This is a genomic window from Novosphingobium sp. B-7, assembly GCF_000410615.1.
In the GTDB taxonomy this organism is placed as follows: Bacteria; Pseudomonadota; Alphaproteobacteria; order Sphingomonadales; family Sphingomonadaceae; genus Novosphingobium; species Novosphingobium capsulatum.
Genome location: NZ_KE148385.1, coordinates 6830 through 7067 on the forward strand (window position 1 = coordinate 6830; position 238 = coordinate 7067).

Genomic DNA, 238 nt, shown 5'->3' on the forward strand with positions numbered 1-238 from the left:
CTCCCTCCCCTCGTTCCCGCCCTTCGCAAGGTTCTAAGCCATGGCGCGCAAGCAATCCGATTACCTCGCCGCGCTGCTGGCGGAAGACGAAGAAACGCCAGACACCACCCCTGCGCCGGTGGTGATCGACAACACGCCCGCGCCGCGTCCCTCGGGCGTTGCGGATGAACCAGCGCCCGTGCCGGCCGCGCAGGCAAAGCCTGCCCCCACGCCGCCTGTGTCCCCTGCCCCAGCCTCC

The 238-nt window shown here is 70.2% G+C and carries 1 pseudogene; it reads left to right on the forward strand.

Annotated elements, in window-relative coordinates:
• Positions 1-40: 40 nt before the first annotated feature.
• Positions 41-238: pseudogene (locus H926_RS0116170) on the forward strand (hypothetical protein); the annotation flags it as partial.